The sequence below is a fragment of the Streptomyces sp. NPDC033174 genome (genome assembly GCF_055577795.1).
On the sequence record NZ_JBVIPQ010000007.1, the window covers coordinates 338,173 to 354,566 of the forward strand.

The 16,394-nt window shown below is 72.0% G+C and carries 14 protein-coding genes; 6 read left to right on the top strand and 8 right to left on the bottom strand.

Annotated features, from left to right (window positions below; genetic code table 11):
* Window positions 1–132: 132 nt before the first annotated feature.
* Entirely contained in the window at window positions 133–477 is a 345-nt protein-coding gene (locus tag ACZ5VC_RS23515) for a plasmid stabilization protein (RefSeq protein WP_469121995.1), read from the bottom strand.
* Window positions 478–676: 199 nt separating this feature from the next.
* Between ACZ5VC_RS23515 and ACZ5VC_RS23520 the strand changes: the two genes are divergently transcribed.
* Both ACZ5VC_RS23520 and ACZ5VC_RS23525 read left to right on the top strand, forming a co-directional pair.
* Window positions 677–2,167, top strand: a complete 1,491-nt coding sequence (locus tag ACZ5VC_RS23520; RefSeq protein WP_469121996.1) for a PP2C family protein-serine/threonine phosphatase — start codon at window positions 677–679, stop codon at window positions 2,165–2,167.
* A 5-nt stretch (window positions 2,168–2,172) separates the two neighbouring features.
* Window positions 2,173–2,568, top strand: coding sequence for an STAS domain-containing protein (locus ACZ5VC_RS23525; protein ID WP_469121997.1), 396 nt, complete (start codon window positions 2,173–2,175; stop codon window positions 2,566–2,568).
* A gap of 36 nt (window positions 2,569–2,604) precedes the next feature.
* Here ACZ5VC_RS23525 and grpE read toward each other — a convergent pair whose 3' ends face one another.
* Together grpE and dnaK are read right to left on the bottom strand one after the other, a co-directional pair.
* Entirely contained in the window at window positions 2,605–3,198 is a 594-nt protein-coding gene (grpE, locus tag ACZ5VC_RS23530; RefSeq protein WP_469121998.1) for a nucleotide exchange factor GrpE, read from the bottom strand.
* Window positions 3,195–5,096 carry a molecular chaperone DnaK gene (gene dnaK, locus ACZ5VC_RS23535; protein WP_469121999.1) on the bottom strand — a complete coding sequence of 634 codons (1,902 nt, stop codon included), beginning with the start codon at window positions 5,094–5,096 and terminating at the stop codon, window positions 3,195–3,197. Before dnaK ends, grpE begins: the two co-directional genes overlap by 4 nt.
* Before the next feature lie 177 nt (window positions 5,097–5,273).
* Between dnaK and ACZ5VC_RS23540 the strand changes: the two genes are divergently transcribed.
* A complete protein-coding gene (locus ACZ5VC_RS23540; protein ID WP_469122000.1) occupies window positions 5,274–5,669 on the top strand; it encodes a DnaJ domain-containing protein in 396 nt (131 codons plus the stop codon).
* A 142-nt stretch (window positions 5,670–5,811) separates the two neighbouring features.
* Here ACZ5VC_RS23540 and ACZ5VC_RS23545 read toward each other — a convergent pair whose 3' ends face one another.
* From ACZ5VC_RS23545 to ACZ5VC_RS23555, 3 genes are all read right to left on the bottom strand, one after another.
* The gene (locus tag ACZ5VC_RS23545; RefSeq protein WP_469122001.1) at window positions 5,812–7,407 is read right to left on the bottom strand and encodes a carboxylesterase/lipase family protein; all 1,596 of its coding nucleotides are present in this window, start codon (window positions 7,405–7,407) and stop codon (window positions 5,812–5,814) included.
* A 158-nt stretch (window positions 7,408–7,565) separates the two neighbouring features.
* Window positions 7,566–8,486 (bottom strand): 5'/3'-nucleotidase SurE, encoded by a 921-nt coding sequence (surE, locus tag ACZ5VC_RS23550; RefSeq protein WP_469122002.1) that lies wholly within the window; start codon window positions 8,484–8,486, stop codon window positions 7,566–7,568.
* 64 nt (window positions 8,487–8,550) lie between these two features.
* Window positions 8,551–9,876, bottom strand: coding sequence for an MFS transporter (locus ACZ5VC_RS23555; RefSeq protein ID WP_469122003.1), 1,326 nt, complete (start codon window positions 9,874–9,876; stop codon window positions 8,551–8,553).
* Window positions 9,877–10,363: 487 nt separating this feature from the next.
* Between ACZ5VC_RS23555 and ACZ5VC_RS23560 the strand changes: the two genes are divergently transcribed.
* The 3 genes from ACZ5VC_RS23560 to ACZ5VC_RS23570 all read left to right on the top strand — a co-directional run bounded on the left by ACZ5VC_RS23560 (window position 10,364) and on the right by ACZ5VC_RS23570 (window position 14,034).
* Complete coding sequence (locus ACZ5VC_RS23560) at window positions 10,364–11,080, top strand: phosphatase PAP2 family protein (RefSeq protein ID WP_469122004.1); 717 nt, start codon at window positions 10,364–10,366, stop codon at window positions 11,078–11,080.
* A 122-nt stretch (window positions 11,081–11,202) separates the two neighbouring features.
* Entirely contained in the window at window positions 11,203–12,768 is a 1,566-nt protein-coding gene (locus ACZ5VC_RS23565; RefSeq protein ID WP_469122005.1) for a carboxylesterase/lipase family protein, read from the top strand.
* A 258-nt stretch (window positions 12,769–13,026) separates the two neighbouring features.
* Window positions 13,027–14,034 carry a LacI family DNA-binding transcriptional regulator gene (locus ACZ5VC_RS23570; protein ID WP_469122006.1) on the top strand — a complete coding sequence of 336 codons (1,008 nt, stop codon included), beginning with the start codon at window positions 13,027–13,029 and terminating at the stop codon, window positions 14,032–14,034.
* Here the strand turns inward: ACZ5VC_RS23570 and ACZ5VC_RS23575 are convergent.
* Window positions 14,022–14,726, bottom strand: coding sequence for a phosphatase PAP2 family protein (locus ACZ5VC_RS23575; RefSeq protein ID WP_469122007.1), 705 nt, complete (start codon window positions 14,724–14,726; stop codon window positions 14,022–14,024). The genes ACZ5VC_RS23570 and ACZ5VC_RS23575 overlap by 13 nt on opposite strands.
* 606 nt (window positions 14,727–15,332) lie before the next feature.
* Entirely contained in the window at window positions 15,333–16,331 is a 999-nt protein-coding gene (locus tag ACZ5VC_RS23580; protein ID WP_469122008.1) for an alpha/beta hydrolase fold domain-containing protein, read from the bottom strand.
* Window positions 16,332–16,394 lie beyond the last annotated feature (63 nt).

Consider the following 16,394-nt stretch of genomic DNA (forward strand, 5'->3'; position numbering starts at 1 on the left):
AGCATCTCCGCCAACTCCTCCCAGACATGCTCCCCCCCCCCCCCCCCCAACCCCCCCCCCCCCCCCCCCCCCCCCAACCACCCCCCCCCCCCCCCCCCCCACCCCCCCCCCCCCCCCCGTCGCCGGGTTGTCTCAGTGGCCGAGCGCCTTGGCGAGCTCGTCCTTGTTCATGGTGGACCGGCCCTCGACGCCCTTCTTCTTGGCCTCCTCGTACAGCTGGTCCCGCGTCGGTCCCGAGCCCGAGGACTTTCCGCCGCCGCCGGAGCTCCGGGACTTCTCGCCGCCGCGCTGCGAGGAGGACTTTCCCTTGCTGGAACCGCTGTTGGAGGACTTGGTCTCGCCCGACTGGGCGCGCTGCTTGTTGACCGTCCGGGCCGCCATCTCCTTGGCGCGGCCGGTCGAAGCTCCGCGTTCCTCAGCGCTCTCCTTGATGTGCTCGTACTGCCGCTCCCGCTTGGAGCCGGACCCTGCAGGCATGATCGATCTCCTTTGATTCGCTGTCTTTTCCGGCAGATTGTCACCATTCGGGTTACCTGGGAGCGGGTGGCAAAACGTCCGGACCACGCGGTCGTGTGCGCGATGACGATCACATTGGTAGGGACGAGCACGTTCCGTTTAGGCTGAGCCGGTCTCGCGCCGTCTTCGTCGGCCTGGGGCCCGACGGAGGTGGAGACTGGTGACCCAACAGGCTTCGGTACCGGAGCAGAAGTCCAGGCCCCGTCCGCAGTTGGTGGAGGACACGGCTGCGGAGGCCGACCGCATCGCGGCCGTGCGCCGCTATGACGTGCTCGACACCCCGCCCGACGGGGCGTTCGACCGGGTCGCCTCGCTGGCCGCTCGTCTCTTCGACGTCCCTGTGGCGACGGTCACGATCGTGGACAGCGACCGGATCTGGTTCAAGGCCGCTCACGGTCTCGAGGGTGTGGCCGAGATCGGCCGCGATCCGGGCCTGTGCGGCTCGGCCGTCCTCAGGGACGACGCGCTGGTGATCCCCGACACCCTCCTCGACGAGGTGGCGTGCGGGAACCCGCTGGTCACCGGGCCGATGGGGGTGCGCTTCTACGCGGCCGCGCCCATCACCACCCGGGACGGCCACCGCCTGGGCACGGTCAACATCCTCGACACCAAGCCGCGTTCCATCACCGCGGAGGACACGGCCACGCTGTCCGACCTCGCGGCGATCGTGATGGACGAGCTGGAGCTGCGGCTGTCCGCGCTGCGCGCGCTGCGCGACGAGCAGGAGCGGCGCCACGCGGAGAGCCGCTACGCCCTCATCGAACACGAGCGGGCCGAGCTCGAGCGTGCGGCGCGTGAGCAGGCAGAGAAGGACAAGGCCGCCATCGCGTCCTTCGCCTCGACCCTCCAGCGCACCCTGCTGCCGCCCGCGCTGCCGGTGGTACCGGGCCTGGAGCTGGCCTGCCACTACCGCACCGCCTCCGTGCACGACGTGGGCGGTGACTTCTACGACGTCTTCCCCGTCGACCAGGGCCGGTGGGCGTTCTTCCTGGGCGACGTGTGCGGCAAGGGCGCCGAGGCCGCGACCGTCACCGCACTGACCCGTCACACCCTGCGCGCCGCCGCCCAGATCGACCCCGAACCGGTGACCGTGCTGAGCGCGCTCAACACCGTCCTGCTCAACGACGTCATGGCCGGGAGTCGCTTCTGCACCGCCGTCTTCGGCCTGCTCACCCCCAGCGAGGCGGGCGGCTTCACCGTGACGCTGGCCACCGGCGGACACCCACCGGCCTACCACCTGCACCCCGAGCAGGACACCGACGAGCTGTGGGTGAAGGCGGTACGGCCCAAGGGCGGCATGCTCGTCGGCGCCTTCCCCGAGGCGCACTTCACGAGCACCACCTTCCGTCTGGCCCCCGGCGACGGGCTCCTGCTCTACACCGACGGCCTGACGGAGGCCCGTACCTCCCACGGCGCCATGCTCGGAGACGAAGGCCTGGTCGGCTTCCTCCACGAGCGCACCGCCCCCCTGAGCGCCACCTCACTGGTGGACGAGACGGCCGAACTGCTGTCCTCCATGCCCGACGGCGCGAGCGACGACGTGGCCCTGCTGGCCCTGTCCGTACCGACCTCCGCCTCCGCGGCCGACCCCGTCGTCGCCGCCACGGCCCACACCACCGCCGCATCCGAGTCCCCTGCCCAGGAACGATGAGCGACGTGACCGAGCAACTTCATCTCACCGCCCAGCCCACCGACGGTCCGTTCACCCTTGCCACCGTCAGCGGGCAGCTGGATCTGCACACCGCACCGACCCTGCGCGACAAGAGCCTGGAGCTCATCGAGCAACGACGCCCGCACACCCACCTGATCCTCGACATGGCGGGCGTCACATTCTGCGACTCGGCCGGCCTCAGCGCCCTCATCAGCATCTGGCACGCGGCCAAGGGCGCGGGGGGATCGCTGACCCTGGCCGCCATCCCCGAACGGCTCGCCCGGGTCCTCTCCATGACCGGAGTCGACACTTTCCTGCCCGTCCACCCCACCGCGGCCGCCGCGCTGGCAGCGCATCAGGACGCGGCACCGGCGGGCGAGCGCACGCTGCGGCAGAACTGACGCGAGGCAGACGCCAGGGCCCCCGAGCGGCCTCACTCACCCTTCACTCGCCTCCGGAGCCGGCCGGGGCTCGGCGACCTCCGCCTGGGCCGGGCGCAGAAGACGGCCGCCCACCCGGTAGCCGAGGCGGGGGATCCCGACGCACGTCGGGCGGTCCACCTCGTCGCTGTGGCTGTACGCGACGGCCTCGTGCACGGACGGGTCGAACGGATCACCCGCCTCGCCGAATGTTTCCAGGCCCAGCGCCGCCATACGGCTCTCGAGCAGCTCGGCGACCTGCCGGAATCCGGCGGGCAGTTCCTCGAGTTCCCGGGCCCGGGCCACGGCGTCGAGGACGGGGAGCAGACCGCCGAGCACATTGGCGACGGCGATCTCGCGAACCGCCAGGCGGTCGCGCCGAACGCGCTCGCGATAGGCGTGGTACTCCGACGTCACCCGCCGGAGGTCGGCGGTCCGCTCCCGCAGCTCCGCACGCAGCGCGTCCGCCTCGGGCGACGGCGGCGCGGAGGCCGACGGGTGCGGCTCGACGTCGCCCCGGGGCCGGGGAGCCAGGGCCCCCGCGCCGGGCTCGTCCCGTACGACGGCCAGCCGGCGGTCACCGGAACGGCGGGCGCCGCCGGGGCGGTTCATCCCTCCCCCTGCCGCTTGTCGCCCTGCTGGTTGTCCTCGTCGAGGATCTCCGCGTCGACGACCTCGTCGTCGGAGGCCGTACCCGTAGACGCGTCCGTGCCCGTGCCCGTGCCTCCCGCACCACCGCTGCCGCTCCCTGCTTGGGCGTAGAGAGCGGTGCCGGCCTTCTGGGCCGCCGCCGCGAGGGTGTCGATGGCCCGGCGCAGGGCGGCGGTGTGGCCGTCGTCCGCGGACTCGTTCTTGAGCGCTTCCTTCAGCTCGGCCAGAGCCGTCTCCGTCTCACCCCGCACATCGCCGGGAATCCTGCCGGCGTTGTCGGCCAGCAGCCGTTCGGTCTGGTAGACGAGCTGCTCACCCTGGTTGCGGGTCTCCGCGGCCTCGCGGCGGCGGTGGTCCTCCTCCGCGTACTCCTCCGCGTCGCGGACCATGCGGTCGATGTCCTGTCGGGGCAGTGCCGAGCCGCCGGTGACGGTCATCTTCTGCTCCTTGCCCGTGCCCAGGTCCTTCGCGGTCACGTGCATGATGCCGTTGGCGTCGATGTCGAAGGCGACCTCGATCTGCGGGACCCCGCGCGGGGCCGGCGGCAGACCGGTCAGCTCGAACATCCCGAGCTTCTTGTTGTACGCCGCGATCTCGCGCTCGCCCTGGTAGACCTGGATCTGCACGGACGACTGGTTGTCCTCGGCCGTCGTGAAGACCTCCGAGCGTCTGGTCGGGATCGTGGTGTTGCGCTCGATGAGCTTGGTCATGATGCCGCCCTTGGTCTCGATACCGAGCGACAGCGGGGTCACGTCGAGCAGCAGGACGTCCTTGACCTCACCCTTCATGACGCCCGCCTGGAGGGCGGCGCCGACCGCGACGACCTCGTCGGGGTTCACACCCTTGTGCGGCTCCTTGCCGGTCAGCTCCCTGACCAGGGCGGTCACCGCCGGCATCCGCGTCGAGCCGCCCACCAGGATCACCCGGTCGATGGCGGAGAGCTTGGCTCCGGCGTCCTTGATGGCCTGGTGGAACGGGGCTTTGCAGCGCTCCAGCAGGTCCTTGGTGAGCTCCTCGAACTGGGCGCGGGTGAGCTTCTCGTCCAGGTGCAGCGGGCCCTCGGCGGAGGCCGTGATGTAGGGCAGGTTGATCGTCGTCTCGGTCGCGGACGAGAGCTCGATCTTCGCCTTCTCCGCAGCCTCGCGCAGACGCTGCGTCGCCATCCTGTCCTGGGTCAGGTCGATGCCGTGGGCGTTCTTGAACTGCTTGGCCAGGTGGTCCACGATCCGCTGGTCCCAGTCGTCACCACCGAGGTGCGTGTCACCGTTGGTGGCCTTCACCTCGACCACGCCCTCGCCGATCTCCAGGAGCGACACGTCGAAGGTGCCGCCACCCAGGTCGAACACGAGGACGGTCTGGTCGGTCTCCTTGTCCAGACCGTAGGCCAGGGCGGCGGACGTCGGCTCATTGATGATCCGCAGAACGTTCAGCCCCGCGATCTCACCGGCCTCCTTGGTCGCCGTGCGCTGGCTGTCGTTGAAGTACGCGGGGACGGTGATGACGGCGTCCGAGACGTCCTCGCCCAGATACGCCTCGGCGTCACGCTTGAGCTTCTGCAGCACGCGCGCCGAGATCTCCTGGGCGGTGTAGCGCTTGCCGCCGACGTCGGTGGACTCCGGGAAGCGCCACTGCGCCTCGCCCATGTGCCGTTTGACCGACCGTGCGGTGAAATCCACGTTCGTCACGGCCTGGCGCTTGGCGATCTCGCCGACCAGTACCTCGCCGTTCTTGGCGAAGGCGACGACGGACGGCGTGGTCCTGGCGCCCTCCGTGTTGGTGATGACGGTGGGCTCGCCGCCTTCCAGCACGCAGACCACCGAATTCGTCGTCCCGAGGTCGATACCGACTGCGCGCGGCATGATGCTCTCCTCCTCCCGCGCTTCGGCCCTCGTCGCGCACTGTCACTCTGCGCTCATGTCACTCATATAGCTTAAAGCGGACATCTTGACAACAGCCCCGCCGGGTTCTATCCGGGTACCGAGGAGGTGGCCGCGGCATCCGCGGGTCGGACGCCTCCGGCGGAGGAGGTGAGGTCGATGGCGCGATCACACCAGGGGCGTGACCTCTACGCCGTGCTCGGGGTCGAGCCGTCCGCGTCGGCCGGCCAGATCACCGCCGCCTATCGCGGACTGGTCCGCGCCCTGCACCCCGACACCGCTCCCGCTCCTTCTCCCGCCCCGGATCCCGCTTCCGTCGCGAGAGCCCCGGCGGCGGCCGAAGAGCTGGCCGAGGTCCTGATCGCCTACGCCACGCTGCGTGACCCGCGACGGCGCGCGGCGTACGACGCGGACCGCGACGGCTGCGGGGAGCGGGGCCGCCGGGTCCCGACCGGCGTGCCCGTCCCCGTACGTGTCCGGGGCGGCCGGGACCGCCTCGGCGGGGCGCCGCTCCGGGCAGGACCTGTCCGGGTCGAGCCCCTGATCCGACCGTAAGAAGGCGGAAGGGCAAGGCGGAGGGGAAGGAGGCCCGGCCGTTCCAGGAGACGCGGGCCGAGGCCCCCGGGCCCCCGTCACTCCCGGCCTGCTCGAGCAAAGCGCCGGAGACGGCCTCGACGGCCTTCTCGATCGACGGGGGTCACCCTCGGCCGGCGGAGGAGTCCAGGCCGTCCCAGAAGGCGCACTGGTGATCGGCCGTGAACGAGGTCGAGGTCCGGGTCCCGTGGGGCTTCAGGGTCAGGACGGTGTGCTGCCGGTGGCCGGTGGCCGGCCACTGCGTCTCACCGGCGATGTTCGGGTCGCCGGTGCGGGCGAACGCTCCCCAGCGGCGCTTCATCTCCGTGGCGAGCGCGACCTGGTCGGCGGTCAGGGGCCGCTCGCCCATGGTGAAGTCGTGGAGGTAGGCGAGTTCGGCGCTGTGGGCGTTGGACATGTCCACTCCCGGGACCTGAGCCCCGTACAGCGTGGGAGAGTCCGGGTCGTCGAACTCGTAGGCAAAGGTCGGTACTTGGGTGGCGAAGGACTTCGCGGAGCGGAGGGTGTGGCAGGCGAAGGCCGAGTCCGTGAGGACGGCGGACATCGCGTGGTAGGGGGAGGGGTGGCCGGAGACGGGGTAGTGGTCCAGCACCTGTGAGGCCGCCGGTCCGTACGTCGCGGTGATCTGGTCGGCGTACTGCTCCGCCGTGAGATACGGCTGGGTGAACGCGACGAAGAGCCGGCTCTCCGCCCGTGTGCTGCCGATCAGGACCGGCACCTGGTTCCACGCACCGGAGGCGATGGCCTCGGACGGCTGCACGGGCAGCAGGCGGTCGCCGAAGGCGGGACCTTCCGTCGGATGCCTCCGCGCGGCGGCGATCAGGTCGGCGGCCGGCGCCTTGCGAAGGCAGTCGGCGCTCGTGACGGGGTCCGGGCAGCCGGCCGCGGCGGCGAAGGCGCGGCCCTCGGCGGCGGCCCGCTCGGGGCCGGGGGCGCCGAGCAGAGGCGTGCACGGCCCGCTCTGCACGATGGCGCGCGAGAAGAGGCGGGCCGCCCGCGGCGAGGCGAGCATCGCGCAGACCGAGCCGCCGCCGGCGGACTGGCCCCAGACGGTGACCGCGGCCGGGTCGCCGCCGAAGGAGGCGATGTTGTCGTGCGTCCAGCGCAGCGCGGCGATCTGGTCCATCAGACCGTACGAACCGGACACGAGCGCGTTCTCCCGGGTGAGCTCCGGGACGGCGAGGTACCCGAGCTGCCCGACCCGGTAGTTGATGGACACGACCACGCTGTCGGTCAGATCGGCCATCGTACGGCCGCCGAACTGGGTTCCCGTGCCCTGGCTGTAGGCGCCGCCGTGGACCCAGAAGAGTACGGGCAGGCGGTCACCCGGCCGGGCGCCGCGCGGGCGGTGGACGTCCAGGTAGAGGCAGTCCTCGCTCACGTTCCGGGGGTCCCGGAGGCCGAACGGCGAGAACTGCGTGCAGGCGGGCGCCAGTTGCGTGGCGTCCCGCATCCCGCTCCACCGTGCGGGCTGCCTCGGCGGACGGAAGCGGAGGTCGCCCACCGGCGGCTGAGCGTAGGGGATGCCCAGGAACTCCTCGGCGTTGTCATGGATCTGCCCGGCGAGCAGGCCCTGGTCCGTGGCGGCCACCGGACGTGGGGACCGGGGAGCGGCCGGAGCCGGCGGGGCCACCGACAACTGAGCGACCAGGGCAGCGAGGGCCAGCATCAGGAGCGGAGCCCCCCGGAGGCGGGCCATGCGTGATCTCTCCACTTGTCCTCCAGCATGGTCATAGTCATGACATGTATTGACGGGTGAGTGAGCCGGGGGAGGGCCGCGCCGCCCGCCCGGGCCTCCGAGCCCCTCAGGAGAGGCACGGATCGGCCCGAACGAGCGGGCGGGGCAAGGGACATGCCTCAGGGACGCAGGCCGGCGAGCAGCGTCGCCGCCTTGGCGAAGTCGGCCGGGCCGGTGTTCCAGTCCGGGGTGATGGGCGTGACGGACACCTTGTCCGCACTGACCGCCTCCACGTCTCCGCCCTTCACGGCGGGTTCGGAGACCACGGCGACGTTCACCTTCCAGGTGCCGTCGCCCGCGTCGGTGTAGTCCGCCGCGAGCACCGGCTGCGGATCCTGCGTCGTGACGGCGGCGCCGCGGGCGAGCCCCGTACCGTCCGCACCGACCACGGGGTGGTTGACGTTCAGCCCCACGCCCTGTGGCAACAGCCGTCCGTTGTTCGCCCGCGACCGGAGACGGTCGATGAGCTTGACGGTGAAGTCATTGGTCGGCCGCATGGCGTTGAGTACGGGTTCGAGTACCGGGGCCGTGAGCCCGCCGGTGCTCACGGCGATCGCCGGAACGCCGTGCTCCAGGGCTGCCACGGCGCCGCCGACCGTTCCCGAATGGGTGGCCAGAACGGCCACGTTGGGGCCGAAGTTGGTACCCGAGACGACCAGGTCGGGCGCCTTGTCGGCGAAGACCTCGGAGAGGCCGAAGGAGACCGAGTCGCCGGGGGTGCCGTCGACCGTCCACACGCGTGGTTCGGGGTGGCTGACCTTGACGCTGGTCGCGCTCATCATCTTCGTCCCGGCACCGCTCTGGTTGGTGAGCGGGGCGACGATGGTGACCTCATGACCCGCGGCGGTGAGCCGCTGGTACATCAGCCGGATGCCCGGGGCGTTGTAGCCGTCGTCATTGGTCAGCAGGATCCGGAGCGGACCCGCCGGCGCGTCCTGCGGATCTGCCGCCGCGGTGCTCGTATCAGCAAGGGCGGGCGTGCACAGCAGCAGTGCGGCCACGGGTGTGCCGACCAGCGGCAGAACGTGCTTGCGTCTCACGGAGTACTCCTTGGAAGGGGGGAAGCGGGGTGGTCCGGTCGGCCGGTCGGCCGGGGAGGGATGGTCAGCGGACGCCGCGGATCGGGAGGATCGCCAGCGCTCCCAGCAGCGACAGGGCGCCGCCCACGAGGAACAGCGGGGTGTACCCCCCCAGCGCCGTCACGACGGCGGAGGCGACGAACGGCGCGACGATCTGCGGTCCGGCGTTGGCGATGTTCAGTACGCCCATGTCGCGGGCGGCGTCCTCGGCCCGGGGCAGGACGAGAGTGACCACCGCGGTGTCGACGGCCATGAAGCAGCCGAACGCGAGACCGTTGAGGGCGCTGAAGACGAGCATGCCGGTCCAGGTGGGGCTGATCACGGGGACCGCCATCACCAGTCCGGCGAGCGCGGCCGACATGGCGACGAAGATCTTGCGCCGGTTCCAGCGGTCGGACAGCACGCCGCCGGCCACGGTGGACAGGGCCATGGCGGCCATCGACACCGGCGTGAGGATCGCCATGGCCTCGGTCGGGTCGAGACCGGCGGGCAGCGCAATGTGATCGTCGAGGATGTACAGCTGGTAGCCCACGACGGAGAAGTAGCCGAGCACCATCAGGGCCCGTCCGATGAACGCCCACCGGAAGTCGTGGTCCGCGAGGGCGGACACGAAGGCGGCGAGCCGCGCGCGCCGGGCAGGCGGGGAAGAGGGCGCGGGCGTCGTCGGCGACCCGTCCTCGCCCGAAGCCGCTTTGAGGCCGGACGCGTTGTCTCCGGGCAGGTCGTCGGACACCGCATTGCCGGGCGTGTCGCGGCAGAACACGCTGAGCAGAACGGCCGCTCCGGCCACTATGGCTCCGAACACGAGGTAGCCGGTGGTCAGGTGGGCTGCCGTCTTCGACGCGATCATCACCCCGGCCGTACCGCCGATCGGCAGTCCCAGACCGACCACGGCGGACGCGCGGCCGCGGTGGGCCATCGGGATCCGGTCGGGCACGACGGCGGTGACCGCGGCCTGGTACACGTTCATCGTCGCCTGCACGAGGCACCAGCCGATGCCCACGAGCAGCGCGGTCCGCACGCTGCCCAGGAACGCCAGCCCGGCCAGCGAAGCGAACGCGCCGCCGAGGATCCACGGATTGCGGCGGCCGGTACGGTCCGACAGGGCGCCGGCGATCGGGTTGAACGCGGTGGCGAAGACCGAGCTCACACCGCCCACGATGCCGAGGATGGCGACCTTGTTGACGGGGTCGATCGCGGCGATCTGGGTCGGCAGCAGCACCGCGCCCACGCCCATGTACACGGCGAGCATCGCCGAGTTGGCGATCAGGAGCAGAAGCATCAGTCCGTGGCGGCGCGGGGGATCCGCCGCGTCGGGTGCGCTGGGCTGGATCAGTTCATCGGTGGTCATGGCGACTCCTCGGGGACGGGCGGGAGCGGGGGCGAGGCCGGAAAGGGGGGAGGGGAAGGTGAAGGCGAAGGGGGAGCAGGCGGAACGTCGGGTGAGCCGCGTGGGGAGGGGTGACCGCGGACGTTCGGGACCTGACCATCGAGTCACCCACCGCAGTTACACGTGTCATTCGGCGGCAACAGGCACTGTGTAGCACTCGGAGTCCAGCCTTGGGTAGGGGTAGCCCCTAATTTCTCAGCAATCGTGACACCGTGTGGCGACGCACTTGTTACACGTGTTGCTACCGGCCGGTCACCACTTGTGCCGGGGGTGGTGCATGCGCCACGCTCGCTTGCCTCGCGGCTTTGCGCCAAGACGCGCCGCCGCCGTTCCCTTACCGCGCACCTCTCCCGCCCTGTCCCGCACGGCCGCGCGACAGGCGTTGGCGTGGTGTGCCCGGAGCGGGGCGCGTACGACTCCGTGACCTCACCGGAAAGGACCCGACCCCATGCCCAGTTCGTCTTCCGTCACCGACCGGCAATCGCCGCCCGGTCGCCCTCCCCGTCACCCCGTCCCGGCCGCCCCGCCGCGCGGAGCGCTGATCACCGGATCGGTCCTGCTGGCCGCTTTCCTCGCCATCGGCCTGGCCGCCACCGGCGACGGGCGGCCGTTCTTCCAGGGCATCGACGACCGCTGGATGAGCTGGATGAGCGGAGCGCCCTCAGGCGCGGCGACCGGGTTCGCTCGCGCACTCGACACCCTCGGCGGACCGCTGGGGCTGATCCTTCCCCTCGCCCTGACCGGCTGTCTCGGCGTCTACGGGCGCTGGAGATCGGCGCTGTTCGTGTTCACCGCCACGGTCGTCACGAACATCGTCGTCCTCCCCGTGAAGCGGTTCGTCGACCGCCCCCGCCCTCCTCGGCCGTGGGTTCTGGTGAACGACGGATCCTTTCCGTCGGGGCAGGTCTTCATGGTGACGACGCTCGTCCTGGCGGCCGGGGTGGTGCTCTTCCCTCCCGTCGTACGCCGCTGGTGGTGGCTGTTCGCCCTCGGGCTCCAGGTCGCGATGGCGTGGAGCCGCACCTGGCTCCACGCGCAGTGGTTGAGCGACACCGTGGCCGGCGCCGCCGCCGGCGTGGGTGTCGTACTGGTGCTGTGGTGGGCGTTCTCCCGGCTGCTGGAGGACGAGGCGGTGCGCGCTGCGGCGGGCCGCCTGTGGGAATGAGCCGGCGGCCGCCCCGAGGGGCTCTATCTGGCTTTTTGTTGACGATCAAAAAAAATACGCAATACTCTGCTCGTCGTGCGCCGGTGCGCCCGAGCGCCGACCGTTGATCCAGGAGGGCATTCATGGCTGACGCAGAAGGTCGGACACCACCCGTCGTACGGCTGCCGGCCGGCGGGCTGAGCGGTGCCGTCGAAGGCGGAGTCGCCGTGTTCAAGGGCGTGCCCTATGCCGCGCCGCCGGTGGGCGAGCTGCGATGGCGGCCCGCACGGCCCCCCGCCGACTGGAGCGGCACCCGGGACGCGACCGCGTACGGCCCCAGCTCCCCGCAGATGTTCCTGGAGGGCGGTGACCCCGTCCTGGGCGGCCATGGATCCCCGCCCTTCGACGACGACTGCCTGACGCTCAACGTGTGGACGCCGGCCGCCGACGGGGCCGGGCGGCCCGTGCTGGTCTGGATCCACGGCGGCGGATTCGTCTCGGGCTCCGGATCGCTGCCGATCTACTCGGGCGAAACGTTCGCCCGGGACGGCGACATGGTCGTCGTCACCCTCAACTACCGTACGGGCCCGCTCGGTTACCTGTCCTTCGACAAGGGCGCCGACGCGGCGGGAGCTGTGGGAGGTGCGGGGGAAGAGACCGCCAACCTCTGGCTGACCGACCAACTGGCCGCGCTGCGCTGGGTACGGGAGAACATCGCGTACTTCGGGGGTGACCCGGACGCCATCACGGTCGCCGGTCAGTCGGGAGGCGCCATGTCCACGGCCGCCCTGGCAGGTCACCCCGACGCCCAGGGCCTGTTCCGGCGCGCCATCCTGCAGAGCCCACCGCTCGGCCTGCGCGTCCCGACCCGTGACGAGTACCGGCAGAGGGTGGACGCGTACCTGGAGATCGCCGGAGTGCGGAGCGTCGAGGAGCTGCGCGCTCTGCCCTGGACCCGGCTGATCGAAGCCGCGGGAGGGCTGTTCGCCCGGACCGCGCGATGGGGGTACTGGCCCACCCCCTTCCTGCCCGTGCGGGACGATGTCACCGTGTTCCGTCACCCCGCGGAGGCCCTCCTCCAGGGCGCCGCGGCCGACATCGACGTGCTGATCGGCTGGACGCGCGAGGAGGCCAACTTCGGCTTCGCCCTGGACGAGGGGTCCATGGCGGCGACGAAGGAGCAGGTGATCGACAGGCTCACCGACACCTTCGGTGGCGACGCCGACGACGTGTACGCGGCGTACGAACGCGCCCGCCCGGGAGCCCGGCCCGCGGACGTCCTCATGGATCTGATCACGGATGAGCTGTTCCGGGTGCCCGCCGTGAGGCTGGCCGAGGCCAGGGCCGCGCTGGGCCGGCCGGTCTGGGCGTACCAGTTCGACTTCCCGGCCGCCGCGTACGAGGGCAGGCTGGGCGCGGCCCACTGCCTGGAGCTCCCCTTCGTCTTCGACAACTTCGACCAGTGGTCGCACGCCCCTCTCGCTCAGGGGCTCAGCCCGGTCGCGCGGGACGGGCTGGCGAGGACGATGCACCGGGCATGGATCTCCTTCGTCCGGACCGGGGACCCCAACCACTCCGGCATGCTCAGGTGGGAGCGGTACGGCGCGGACACCCGGACCACCATGCGCTTCGACGCGGTCACCGGGCCCGTCGACGACCTCGCGGGGTACGTGCGGCGCCTGCATGCCGGGGCCGCGGCCGGGAAATAGGCCGGCGACGCCTCTCCTCGGCCGTGTTGGCGACGAGGGGATCTCAAGCCGGAGGGCCCGCCGGGCCAGGCCGCGCTGTTCGGCCTCGATGCAGGCCCGCGGGCTGGGAAGGTTACACGTGTAGTCCGGGAGGCGGGCCGTTGTGCGCCCGGAGCCGTCTCCGGCCCCGGGAAGCCAGGGCCGGAGGCGCGGCTTTCTGACGCGTGTAACCTGGAAAGGGCCGGTCGGACGACCGGTACACACCCGGGGAAGGACACCATGGCCAAGGAGCCGACCACGCCCGCAGCCGTCACCAGCGCGGATGTGGCGCGCCTGGCGGGCGTGTCACGAGCCACCGTCTCCTTCGTCCTCAACAACACCCAGGCGCACCGGGTCAGCGACACCACGCGCGCGCGGGTCCTCGCGGCGGCGGACCAGTTGGGTTACGTACCGCACGCCGCCGCCCGTTCTCTGCGTGCCGGCCGGAGCAACCTCGTGCTGATGCCGGCGTCCGTCTCGGCGGTCGGCAGTCTGGTCAGTACGTGGGTCGACGGACTGCACGGCGAGCTCGAACGGCACGGCTACACCACGGTGTTGCACGCCGGACGCTTCCCCGACGCGGTCAGCGCGGCACGCGCCTGGGCGGAACTGCGCCCCGCCGCGGTCGTCGCCCTGGACGGCGACAGCCTGACGCCCCAGGCCGCCGAGGTCCTGCGCCGGGCCGGTGTGCGGGGCGTGCTGGCCTTCGGCTCCAAGCCGGTGGAGGGCGTCCACACCATGCCCTTCAACCAGACGCGCATCGGTGTTCTGGCCGCCGAACACCTCGTCTCGCGCGGGCGCCACACCCTCGGCGTGATCATGCCGAGGGAGCGTGGTCTGGACACCTTCGCGCGTCCCCGCCTGGCGGGAGCCCAGGGCGTCGCGGCGCGGAGCACCGCGACCGTCGCCCCGCTGGACATGGCGTACACCCAGGAATCGGCCGACGAGGTCGCCCGGCGGGTCCGGGAGCTGGGCCTCGACGGGGTGTTCGCGTACAACGACGAGTACGCGGCGCTGCTGCTGCACGCCCTCCAGAACGGGGGCATGGCCGTACCGGAGGACGTGGCGGTCGTCGGATCCGACGACCTCGTGCTTTCGGCCCTGCAGCGACCACCGCTCACGACCGTACGACTGGAACTGCCGACCCCCGCGTTCGTCGCGGACGCCCTGCACGAGCTGGTCGAGCGCGGCACACCTCCCGATGTACCGCGCATCGAGGCGGTCCTGGTGCGGCGTCAGTCTTCGTGAGGTCCGGCCTCCCGGGCCAGTAGTGGGGCGAAGGCCCACCACAGGACGAGCGCGGCACCGGCGCCGACGGTCGCGCTGGCGAGCGCGTCGCTGAGCCAGTGCGCGTGGAGCCAGGTGCGGCTCCACATCATCGCCGCGGTGAACACCGCACCGGTCCACCACCACGTCCGTCTGCGGGCCGCCGGGACCAGCAGCGCGCCCACGACCACGACGAGGAGCGCGGTCCCGGCCGCGTGGCCGGAGGGGAACGAGCCGTGGTCCACCCGGACCAGAGGGTTGTCGGGGCGCGGCCGGTCCACCAGGTACTTGAGTCCCTGGACGACGAGCATGTTGCCCACGAGGTACGCGGTGAGCAGGTAGAGCAGTGACGGCCAGCGCTTGCGTACGGCGAGGTGGGCCAGAAGCCCCACGGGGACGATGACACCGAGGGGCCCGCCGAACCAGTCGAGTACGGCGGCCAAGGCACCGTAGAGGCCGTCGTGCGGTCCCCCCATCCACCGCAGCCACGCGTCGTCCGGACCCTGGACGACGGGTCGCTCGGGCCGGGCGAGCACGACGGCAGCTGCCGATGCGGTGACCAGGAGGAAGACCGCCCCGAGCGGAAGGACGCCGGTGGGCGGGGGAGCGGGGGAGAAGCGGCGGCGCGGGGGCGCCACAGGGAGGTCGAGATCAGCGGCGGGAATGCCGGTCATGGGGCAACAACTACCTCTCGCTCAGGCGGGTGCGGGTGCGGGTGCGGGTGCGGGTGCGGGTACGGGTGGGAGGGGAGGGGGCCGGACGGGCGGGCGGGACGGTCATGGCGCCGGACGTGGGGGTTGGGCTGGGGGCGCGGGGGCGGTGCCCGAGGTCCCGAACCCGGTCCGCGCTCGGGGCCACGCCGGGGCCCGGCGGCCGGGGCGGGAGCTGGGTCCGGGTGCCGGGCTCGGGGCTGAATCCGGAACCGAGAGCCCGGAACCCGGGCCCCGAGCTCAGGGCTTGAGCCCGCACCCGTCGCCTGGTGGCTAGTGCCGGCTCGGAGCTGAACCCGAAGCCCGGCGGCCGGGGCCGGGCTCCGGGCTGAAGCCGGAAGCCGGAAGCCGGCGGCAGGGGTGCCGGGCGCCGGGCCGGAGCCGGAGACGAGAGCCCGGAACCACGAACCTGGGCCCCCAGCCCGGGACTTGAGCCCGCACCCGGGACCCGGGCTCGAGCTTGAACCGCACCCGGGACCCGGCGGGCCCGGGGCCCGGGGCCCGGGTGCGGGGCCGAGACCGGCCCGGCGCCGGCCCCCGCAGCCGTCTCCCCCGCCCCGGAGCCGGTGCTCAGGCCCCCAGGTGGCGGGCCAGGAACGCGACGCTTTCGGCGACGATGGGCGTCACGTCCGGGGCCCCGAGGAAGATGTGGTCGGCGCCGTCCACCGGGCGCAGGGTGACGTCGCCGCCCGCGCGTTCGAGTGCCTCGGTCAGGGTTTCGCTCTGGCTGTACGGCACCAGACCGTCCGCCGTTCCGTGGATCAGGAGGAACGGCGGGGGAGTCGCCGGACCCGCGTACGTGACGGGGCTGGCGGCGCGAGCCAGTTCGGGCAGCTGCTCGTCCGTGCCGCCGAGGAGCGCGGTGAACGGATTGGGGTACTCGGCGCCCGCCGGGGAGGGCGGCAGAGTCTGGGAGAGCAGCGGGCCGAGGTCGGACACCCCGTACCAGTCGACGACCGCCCGGACGGCGGTGTCCTCGTCGCGTACCCCTTCGGCGCCTTCCAGCGCCGTACCGCCGGAGCCGTCACGGACGAGCCCCGCGAGGGCCGCGAGATGGCCGCCGGCGGACTCGCCCCAGACGCCGATCCGGTCCTTGTCGATGCCGAGGGCGTCGGCGAACCGGCGCACGTACCGAAGGGCGGCCTTCACGTCGTGCAGCTGCGCCGGGAAAGGCGCCTCGAGACTGTGCCGGTAGTCGATGCACACCAGCGCGAGACCGGCGCTCAGGACCGAGCCGTGCAGCAACTCCACGGGGACGGTCGGCGGGGGATAGCGCCGGTCGCCCTCCAGCCATCCGCCGCCGTGGATCCATACGACGGCCGGTACCGGGGCGGTCGAGGCCGGTACGTGCACATCGAGGAGACGCGGCCGGAACCCGGGCGTGTTGGCGTAGGTCAACGCGTCGAAGCGGCGGACGCCGTCCTCGCCGATCACGGGCGGGACGGGGGCGCGGAACGCCGGCGGCGGCCACCCGGCGTCGAGTCCGGCCGCGTCCAGCCCGGCGCCGTTGAGCCCGGTGTCCGGCCCCGCCGCCTGGTCGGCCGCGCCCTTGGGGGGTGATTGCGTCATGTCCGCCTCTTTTCTGATCTCTGATCGGCATGGGTGGGTGGATGGAGCGAGGCCGGGAGGCCG